7 protein-coding genes and 2 pseudogenes are annotated in these 9,528 nt (G+C 32.8%); 7 read left to right on the top strand and 2 right to left on the bottom strand.

Features of this window, described 5'->3' with window-relative positions; translation table 11 throughout:
* The first annotated feature begins 334 nt into the window (after positions 1-334).
* The 4 genes from MOC86_RS19120 to MOC86_RS19105 all read left to right on the top strand — a co-directional run bounded on the left by MOC86_RS19120 (position 335) and on the right by MOC86_RS19105 (position 5,559).
* Positions 335-1,516, top strand: coding sequence for a delta-aminolevulinic acid dehydratase (locus tag MOC86_RS19120; RefSeq protein ID WP_268585581.1), 1,182 nt, complete (start codon positions 335-337; stop codon positions 1,514-1,516).
* A 73-nt stretch (positions 1,517-1,589) separates the two neighbouring features.
* Positions 1,590-2,534, top strand: coding sequence for a DMT family transporter (locus MOC86_RS19115; protein WP_268585580.1), 945 nt, complete (start codon positions 1,590-1,592; stop codon positions 2,532-2,534).
* A 76-nt stretch (positions 2,535-2,610) separates the two neighbouring features.
* Positions 2,611-3,225, top strand: coding sequence for a response regulator transcription factor (locus MOC86_RS19110; RefSeq protein ID WP_268585583.1), 615 nt, complete (start codon positions 2,611-2,613; stop codon positions 3,223-3,225).
* Between the two features lie 171 nt (positions 3,226-3,396).
* Positions 3,397-5,559 (top strand): anthranilate synthase component I, encoded by a 2,163-nt coding sequence (locus tag MOC86_RS19105; protein ID WP_268585579.1) that lies wholly within the window; start codon positions 3,397-3,399, stop codon positions 5,557-5,559.
* A 188-nt stretch (positions 5,560-5,747) separates the two neighbouring features.
* Here the strand turns inward: MOC86_RS19105 and MOC86_RS19100 are convergent, their stop codons facing one another.
* Complete coding sequence (locus tag MOC86_RS19100) at positions 5,748-6,191, bottom strand: Lrp/AsnC family transcriptional regulator (RefSeq protein ID WP_268585578.1); 444 nt, start codon at positions 6,189-6,191, stop codon at positions 5,748-5,750.
* A 137-nt stretch (positions 6,192-6,328) separates the two neighbouring features.
* Here MOC86_RS19100 and MOC86_RS19095 point away from each other — a divergent pair, with 137 nt between their 5' ends.
* Complete coding sequence (locus tag MOC86_RS19095; protein WP_268585577.1) at positions 6,329-6,913, top strand: DJ-1/PfpI family protein; 585 nt, start codon at positions 6,329-6,331, stop codon at positions 6,911-6,913.
* Positions 6,914-7,201: 288 nt separating this feature from the next.
* Here the strand turns inward: MOC86_RS19095 and MOC86_RS19090 are convergent.
* Positions 7,202-7,405: pseudogene (locus tag MOC86_RS19090) on the bottom strand (IS6 family transposase); the annotation flags it as partial.
* 301 nt (positions 7,406-7,706) lie between these two features.
* Here MOC86_RS19090 and MOC86_RS19085 point away from each other — a divergent pair.
* A complete protein-coding gene (locus MOC86_RS19085; RefSeq protein WP_268585582.1) occupies positions 7,707-9,062 on the top strand; it encodes an NAD(P)/FAD-dependent oxidoreductase in 1,356 nt (451 codons plus the stop codon).
* A gap of 310 nt (positions 9,063-9,372) precedes the next feature.
* Positions 9,373-9,468 (top strand): annotated as a pseudogene (locus tag MOC86_RS19080) (IS6 family transposase); the annotation flags it as partial.
* Between the last annotated feature and the right edge of the window lie 60 nt (positions 9,469-9,528).

Below are 9,528 nucleotides of genomic sequence, written 5' to 3'. Positions count from 1 at the left end.
CGAAGAATGGCTGCGTCATAACCACTGCCTTTTTTGTAGTGTCTACTTGACAGGGGTATATTCAAAGGGAGAAGTCTGTCCAAAATCAAAAAGAATTCATCCATAGACTGTTTGGCCTAGCTTCATAAGCTAGCAACTTAAAGAAAATTGGTTTTCTATGTTTATAGGGAATGGCTTTTGCACCAGAACCAATCCCTTTGTATATAGTATCCATTCATCTCGCATTTTAGGGAATCCCCTATTTATGTTTAGGGGGAATCAGGTTAATAACTTTGTAATGTTTCTATAGATTATGAATGGTAAGTTATCAAATTAACATTATGAGGTGAGTCAGTTGAGTTTAGAAATGAAAGTAAAGAACGAAGGTATTAAAGAAGTTCCCTCTAGACGTATTCTTCATGAACGAGAATTTTCTATGGCTGCACAGGATTTCACACAAATAATTGATATTGATTTAACTTTAGAGGGCAATGTGACTAAGGAATTACCTAACATGCCAGATTATCCAGTTAGATCCTTAGATAATGCAATTAGTTATATGCATTTGCTAAGACAAAAAGGTATTTTTTCAGTTGTAATTAGAATGGGCGGAAGCGTGAAAAATGAACAAAATTCTGTATATTCATTCGATCCTTTATTTATAGGAACTGAAGAGAAATATAATGAACTTTATGATAGTGAAATTCCCGTATATCAATTTCTACAAGCACAAAGAGACGCCTATAGATTAATCAGGGAAACCTTTAAGTCATCTGATCTTCAAATTATTGGAGATCCTTTCGGAGTTGCTCCTAACAAAAATGGTGGATGGGGTATCCAAAATGAAGATGGCACACTAAACTATGAAAAGACAAAGGAACTTCTTAAAGAAATTGCTCGCACTTATAACGATGCTCAACTAGATGGACTACTCACTTTAGGCAGAATTTATAAGGAAGTCCAAATTACTCGAGAAGTTCTTGATCAGATAAACTCTAAAACGATGATTTATTCATTCTCTCAAAATATAGAGAGTCGTACCGCATATATTTACTTAGACAAAATTAATAATAGAAGAGATACTGGACAGAAAATCCTTCCAGGTAATATCACTGAAATGGCATTACGTACAATACTTGATATTCATGAAGGTACAGACGTAGTAGTGGTAAAACCAACAGAGAATTATCATGCTATCTTTATGACTAATGAATTTTTAGGTAGTAAAGGGTCTGTTTTGAACTTTCTCTCATCTGAAAAAGTAAAGAATATCTGTGAATCTAATACAGAGATAAAAGAAAATGTAGATTATATCTATAATAACATTAATGAATTTTATAAGAAGTGTCAGAATGTAGGAGTCTCTACCTATACAGTTTCAGGAAGTTATTATTTACAAAAGCTTCTTGGTAAAGAAAAAGGTGATGATTTTACTTACAATGTATTAGATGAGACCTTTAAGAATGCTAAATCTGCAGGTGGAAAGAAATTTGTAACTATAATGGATCGTAATACGGATTGGTACTTATCTAAATAATTGTAGTTAACAAATAAGAATCTTGTAAATTAAAATTTACAAGATTCTTATTTAATTAAAAGGAGGGATTCATTTGTTATCAGAAAAAAAGGTGACATTACTAGCTGTCTTAAGTACTATATTAATCTCATCTAAGGTTATAGTAGTAAAACAGCTCCTTAATCAAGGAATGTCTGCAGACCAAATATTATTTTTAAGAATGTTAATGGCAACTCCTATATTCCTTTTAATCTATATTTTTTATAAAAAAAAATCTTCTAAAAAAATGAGTTCTACAGATTTGGTATTAATAAGTATAGTTGGTATATTTGGTTTCTTCCTCTCTCCATTATTTGATTTTAAAGGAACAAACTATATTCCAGCTACAATAGAGAGAGTTTTAATATTTAGTTACCCACTCTTTATATTTATATTTTCAATATTTATAGGAAGTAGAAAACCAAAAATTACACATTTCATCATGCTTCTTTTTATATTTATTGGTCTTTATTTGTCTGTAAATGGGATAAGTTCTCACCCCCTAACACATATTGGTATTAAAGGAGTAATTCTTGTCCTTATTGCAGCTGGTTTTTATGCTATCTCACTAATTGTATCCCAACGTGTAGTTCACCGAGTGGGCAGTTTAAATCTAACTGTATTAAGTGAAATTGCTGCTTTCTTAATTATAACAATTTATTTCGGAATAAATAAATGGATATACCCGATAGAAGATACACACATCCGTTCATCATCATATATCCTACTTTTTATCATGGTGATTTTTTGTACAGTTATTCCATTCTTTTTGTTAAATGAATGTATCAAACATATTGGAGCTACTAAAGTGTCTTTACTTAGTATTATAGGCCCTATATCTACTACATTTTTAGATGTTATATTACTGAAAGAGATATTGAGTATATACCAAATTACAGGTATTATATTGGTTTTATTAAGTGTATATTTTCTTGATTTTCATGACAAAAAAGCAGAAAAAACTAAGGTTAATCCTTCTGAGAATCATTCCAGGTATTGACAAGCAAGCCTAATTTTTGTTTATAATTTATCATCCATAATTCTTATATGGAAGGTGGTGATTATAATTGAGCACGATGAAATTAGCCATCGTTAGTCAGTGCGAAACATTTAGTTATGGTATCAAGTATTTTATAGACAATGAAAGTGATATTGATCTGGATTCAGAAGATATCTTTCTAAATATTGATGAAGGTATCTCACATGCTAAAAAGCATCATCCACATATCTTATTAATAGATATGTACGGTAGCTTGAAATCAAAATTTGATATAGCTAATAAACTCGAAATTATAAAATCGTTAGATATTAAGGTGGTGATTATCACTGAGCAGTACCATAAACAATTTTTCAAACGGTTACTAAAGAATAATTGTTGGGGGTTCGTTAATAAAGAATTGAAAGCTACAGAGATTCTAATGATTATAAGGTCTGTCTTTCATGGCCAAATAGTTATATGTAAAGAACTATCTAATCAATTTATAAAGTTTAATGAAATGCAACGCATTACTGATAAAGAATTAAACATTATCAATCTGATATCTCAAGAAAAGACTAATAAAGAAATTGCTAAAATATTGAATTATGCTCCTAGTACAGTTGAGTATTACGTAACTAACATTATTAATAAGCTCTCTGTCCAAACAAGGTTTGGAGCTGTAAGTAAGGCTAAGGATTTAAACTTATTGTAGTTTGAAATTTAAATGCATTAGTTGTAAACTAAAAGATAGTTGAGTTGAGTTAAGTTGAGTTGAGAACAGAGATAGTTAAGTAGAGATGAGAAAATAAATTGAATACCCTTCTTTTACATCCTCTATTTTCCTGTTCTCTTCTGTAGAAATTTATACAGGGAGGCAAACTACATGAACATTTTATCGGAGATGACTACTGATTCTCAAAATTGTTCTTATATTACTTCTAATAATCTTTTTATTTCACGTTTTCAGAAAGAAATTGATTTGAATTATCCTTCAGAATATTTACTACCAAAATTAAATACATATAAAGGTGGTTTCTTTTCTAGCACATTTGAGTATACTGGTCGCTATTCCAGATGGGATGTTGGTTTTATCAATCCACCTTTAGAGATTCGTACAAAGAAAAGTACCTTTGAAATACAATCTCTAAATGATAGAGGAAATATTCTTATTAAATATTTAAAAGAATATCTTCCGACTGAGACTATAGAAATTACTGAATATAAGTCCAATTGTATCAGTGGACATATCGATAAAAGCAATTTTAATATAACTAATGAAGGTTATAGAACCAAGCAACCATCTATTTTTGACTTGTTAAGAAAGTTAAAATCTTTATTCTTTACAGATGATTCTTTCTTAGGTCTATATGGTTCATTTGGTTACGATCTTATTTTTGAATTTGAAGATATAGAATATGAAAAAGAGAGATCTGAAGAGCAAAAAGATATCCATCTATATTTACCTGATGAATTAATGATTGTAGATCATGAAATTAAAAAAGCTTACACTTTATCCTATGAATTTGAAACAGACGGTATGTCCACTGCAGGATTAGAAAGAAGTGGGGAAATACATACTTATAACCATTCTTGTAAAGGTTCTGTTTCCCCTTATAAAGAAGGTTACTATGCTGATTTAGTTCGTAAGGCATCTAATTCGTTCATAAAGGGAGATTTATTTGAAGTAGTACCTACCCAATTGTTATCTCAGACTTGTACGTCATCCCCTTCAGAAGTCTTTTGTAACTTACAAAAAATTAATCCCAGTCCTTATGGATTTCTAATAAATATAGGAAGTGAATTCTTGGTAGGATGTTCTCCTGAGATGTACGTAAGAGTAGAGAATGGAACGGTTGAAACTTGCCCTATTTCAGGAACTATTAAACGTGGTAGTAATCCCATTGAAGATGCTGAACAAATAAAAAAACTTCTTAATTCATCAAAAGAAGAAGCCGAACTAACAATGTGTACAGATGTTGATAGAAATGATAAATCTCGAGTATGTATTCCTGGCACAGTTAGAGTAGTGGGTCGTCGTCAAATCGAAACTTATTCCCATCTACTTCATACTGTAGACCATGTAAAAGGTGAACTACAAAATGAATTTGATGAATTTGATGCCTTTATGACTCATATGTGGGCTGTTACAGTAACGGGAGCTCCTAAGCTAGAAGCTTTAAGATGGATTGAAAAGAACGAGGAAACCCCACGAGAATGGTATGGGGGAGCTATAGGATGGTTCTCTTTTAACGGTAACCTGCATACAGGCTTAACATTAAGAACAATAAATATGAAAGATGGTATAGCTAAGATTCGAGTAGGCGCCACCCTTTTATATGATTCAATTCCAGAAGAAGAGGAGCAAGAGACACTTGTTAAAGCTCAAGCTTTAATTGAAGCTTTAAATATGAAAGAACAGAACCCAGAAGAATTTTCGTTAAGTCCTCATACACCAACTAGAAATGTTTTATTAATTGATCATGAAGATTCGTTTGTGCATACATTATCTAGTTATATGCGTAAACTAAATGCAAATGTTACAGTATGTCGTAGCTCATATGCTCGACAATTATTAAGAGAAGACAATCACTTTGATTTAGTTATACTTTCACCTGGACCAGGGCAACCTAGCCGATTCAATCTTCAGGAAACGATTGGACTATGCCTAGAAAAGAAAATACCTATTTTCGGGGTATGTCTAGGTTTACAAGGTATTGTTGAATACTTTGGAGGGACATTAGGTATCTTGTCAAGTCCCTATCATGGTAAGAAATCAGTAATACATCATGATAAACAATCTACAGTATTAAAAGACATATCCTCTCCTTTTACTGTTGGTAGATATCATTCAATTTACGCTAAAGAGATACCAAATAGTTTAGACATCATATGTTTATCGGAGGATGATATTGTAATGGGAGTGCAGCATAAATCTCTACCTATTGCAGCAGTTCAATTTCACCCTGAGTCTATAATGACTTTAGAAGGGGAAAATGGTATGAAAATTTTAAAGAATACTTTGGATAACCTGGATATGTCTAAGTAAGACCTAAGTATTTAGGAGACATTTTGATTAGTAATCTTTGTTTAAATGATTAATTACAAATAAAATAATCTAATAAAAGGAGTCGTATACCTAGGTATACGACTCCTTTTATTGCCGATAATACGTGTTATGTTAACTAAGTTTTATTAAACCTACATACGCTTCATCAAAATAATTGTCTATAAGAATCATACAGTGCTATTGATTCCTGTTAATTTTGTTTCCATATCCTCGTTTGAAGATAAGACGATGTTCGTAGAGGGAGTACCATACATCATGGCTTGGTCAATAAACTCTTCTAAGGTATGAACCGATTCTGTACATACTCTCGCTATGTAACTGATTTGCCCAGCAACACGGTAATATTCTATTACATCAGGGTGTTGACTACAAAATTTCACCAAATCCTTACACTTCGTTGTCTCAAACAAAACAAACGCCATTATATTTTTATTCAGTTTTTCTGCATCAATAATTGCTTTATACCCCTTTATAATCCCTTTCTCTTCTAGTTTTCTTACTCGTTCAATGGTAGAAGGAGGCGATAAATAAACCTTTTGGGCCAATTCTTTCATTGATATCTTGGCATTCAATTGCAATTCGTGAAGTATTGTTTTATCTATTAAGTCCATTTCATCATCAGCCTTTTTTTATTTAGTATTATCAAATAATTTGATAAATTAGTAAAGTTATCCTTAGAGATAACCTAATTATCTGTATGTAAGACGTGAAAGTTATTTAATAAAATAAAGTAAAGGGAGATGATGAAATGAAAAAGGTATTATTGCTTTTAGCAAATGGGTTTGAAGCTGTAGAAGCTAGTGTTTTCACAGATGTATTCGGTTGGAACAAATTTGAAGGAGATGGTACAACAGATTTAGTCACGGTTGGTTTACACTCAACACTCACATGCACATGGAATTTTACTGTAACTCCAGAAATGTTAGTATCGGATATCAATGTAAAAGAATTTGATGCTCTTGCTATACCAGGTGGTTTTGAAGAAGCTCATTTTTACGAAGATGCCTTTGATGAAAGGTTTTTGCAAGTGATTCGTGAATTTAACAAAATGGGGAAACCTATAGCGAGTATTTGTGTTGCTGCCCTTTCACTTGGGAAAAGTGGGATTTTAAAAGGTAGGAAAGCCACTACATACAGTCACCCTAGTAGTGTTAGAAAAAAACAGTTAAAAGAGATGGGTGTCTTAGTTCAAGATGATTATATTGTTGTAGATAAAAATGTTATTACTTCTTCAAATCCTAGTACTGGATTTGATGTTGCCTTCTTATTATTAGAAATATTAACTTCTACAAAAAACGTTAATCAGGTTAAAGAATTGATGGGATTTCATTAATTAGAAAGGATATATTTTTTAAATCTAAATTTATAGAAAAAGAATATAGGCAGAGTTCAGAATTCATCCGTAAAATTATACTTATGGGAAAAGTAAAAAGCGTAAAATCCTTGTCAGTCAAAGGTTTTACGCCTTTTTTACTTCTGATAATACATTTTATGTAAACTAAATTTGTATATGATATTCATCTTCCCAAAGAAGAAAAACCTACTGCTAAACAGGAAAAACTCCGTGGATTTTTCTTTTCAGCTCTTTTTTTATATTTAAAGCTCTTCGTTTTCTATCATTAATATATGTTTCATCGACTCTCCATGAGTCATTTGTTGACTTAATACGATGTCGTACTCTTTCTTTTAATTCAGGTCCATATTGATGAACCCAACGCATAATGGTTGTATGAGCCATAGATAATCCCCGTTCTTCCATCATTTCTACTAAATCGCGAAAGCTAAGGTTGTACCGTAGGTGCCATCTAACCGTTAACAAAATCATCTAAGGCTGGTAATGTTTCCATTTAAATAGATTCTCCTTTTCCATACTGATCACACCCTTTTCTAGAGTACTAGTATCAGTATGTCCAAGTTTAGAAGATTAGTTTTAAGCTAAATTAAATTTTTGCAACAGAACCGTTCATTTCAAAATCAACTCTTATGAAGTATAATGAAAATAAATTCTGTTTGTTAATTTATGCTAATTATAAATGGTGAGATATGAGGTTTAATAGTCCTATAGAGGGACAATAAACTCCTATTATAACCAATAATAGAAAAAATCACAAAGGGAATGGGGAATTATATTGGAGAAAGTTATAGTTATCGGAGGAGGCATTGCTGGAAATTTAGTTGCTAAAGCTCTGTCACATACTTTTCAACAGGTAATCATCTTAGAGGCCGGTGAAAGATGGAGGGAAAAGACTCCTAGGAAGAGAGTGCCACAAAGTTATCATCCTCATGTTTTATTAAAGGGAGGAGAAGAAGCAATTGAAAAGTTGTTTCCACATTTCTTTAATCAATTAGTAGAGAACGGGAGTATTGTAAATAACTTTACAAGAGATTTGAAGTGGCATCATTTTGGTCTGTGGAAAAAACGATTTCCAGGAGAATTAGAAATGGTTCAACAAAGCCGCCCTATGTTAGAGTGGCATTTACAACAGCGTATTGATCAAGTGCCCAATATTTCCACTGAATATGAAACAAGGGCTGAGCAACTATTAATAGATCATCAACGTAATAAAATATCTGGAATACGGGTACGCTCCCTTAAGACAGGAAGAGAAAAAGAACTTCTTGCAGATATGGTTGTTGATGCTAGTGGTGTTGGTTCAAAGAGTGTAAAGTGGCTAAAATCATATGGTATAAAGGTGAAGGAAGAAAAGGTGAGGATCCAACTTTTTTACGCCACTAGATTCTTTCGTATGAAAAATCAAGATCGTCTAGACTGGTGTAATCTTCTGATTTCCCCCAGTTTCCCTAAAAACCCTTACGGTGCGTATATTCAAACGATTGAGGGGAATCGTTTTTCTGTTACCTTCAGTGGTTATGCCAATGAAAGTGCACCAAGAACAAATGAGGAATTTTTCTCTTATGCACAAAAGTTACCTGTTCCTGATGTGCTTCATTTTCTAGAACAAGTGGAGCCAATTTCAGAAATAAAAATACATACGATTCCTTATCAGGTACGCCGACGATTTGACCTTGCAGATGTCCCTGAAGGTTTCCTAGTTGTTGGAGACGCTCACTGTCGCTTTGACCCTGTGTTTGGCCAAGGGATATCTGTCGCTGCTATGGAAGCTTTAGAAGTACAACGTTACTTTGAAAATTTTACATATCCCATTAAAAGGGTCACTAAAACACTTCACAAGAGATTTTCTAATTTGATTGCAACTCCATGGGAGATGGCAATTACAGAGGCATTTCGCCACCCTGACATTAATGGAGACAAACCTCTCATACAACCAGTTAAACAATGGTATAGCAAAAAAGTATATCAGCTTTCGGCTGCTGATCCGGAGATATATCTTAGATTAGTTAGAGTAATGAATTTAATGCGACCTCCCTTGCACCTTTTTCACCCTAAAGTAGTATTTGCTATATTGATCAATCATAAGAAAAAAACAAATATTAAGAAGTCGCCACCCTATGAAAGCTAAGAATATCGAGGTTTCTTTTAATCATTAAATCCAGTCAATCGGGCGCTTCCCTTTAAAAAGAGCGTCTTTTTGTACGAGAATCCATCATTTCGATATAGCCATGGATCATTTCTTATTTGTTTAAAAAAAGTCGTTTTGAGGCTAACTCTTTCGATGTCAGAGAGCCTGTTTCTGAACTGATGGGCGTAAATTCTTTCACCGAGTTTCCAGCATGATATAAATCCACAAAAGATAATCAAAGGTATTATCATAGAAAATTCCACTTCCAAAATGACTCTTAAAACTCAAAAAAGCACATTGCATTGAAAATGTTTCTACACCTCGTGTGATCACGGTAGATAAGAATCCAGCCTATCCCATCGCTATCCAGGAGTTAAAAGCAGAAAAAAAGATGCCTCAAGGCATCTAACTAAGGAAAGCGAAATATCTCAACCATATTGTAGAGCAGGATCATCGATGTATTAAA

It is taken from the genome of Priestia endophytica (assembly GCF_026790145.1).
GTDB lineage: Bacteria > Bacillota > Bacilli > Bacillales > Bacillaceae_H > Bacillus_I > Bacillus_I endophytica_A.
This window is presented reverse-complemented; position numbering and strand designations above follow the sequence as displayed.

Bases quoted from the DNA above. Each gene is read 5' to 3' on its own strand.
- MOC86_RS19110 (WP_268585583.1), top strand. From the start codon at position 2,611: ATGAAATTAGCCATCGTTAGTCAGTGCGAAACATTTAGTTATGGTATC.
- MOC86_RS19105 (WP_268585579.1), top strand. From the start codon at position 3,397: ATGAACATTTTATCGGAGATGACTACTGATTCTCAAAATTGTTCTTAT.
- MOC86_RS19100 (WP_268585578.1), bottom strand. From the start codon at position 6,191: ATGGACTTAATAGATAAAACAATACTTCACGAATTGCAATTGAATGCC.
- MOC86_RS19095 (WP_268585577.1), top strand. From the start codon at position 6,329: ATGAAAAAGGTATTATTGCTTTTAGCAAATGGGTTTGAAGCTGTAGAA.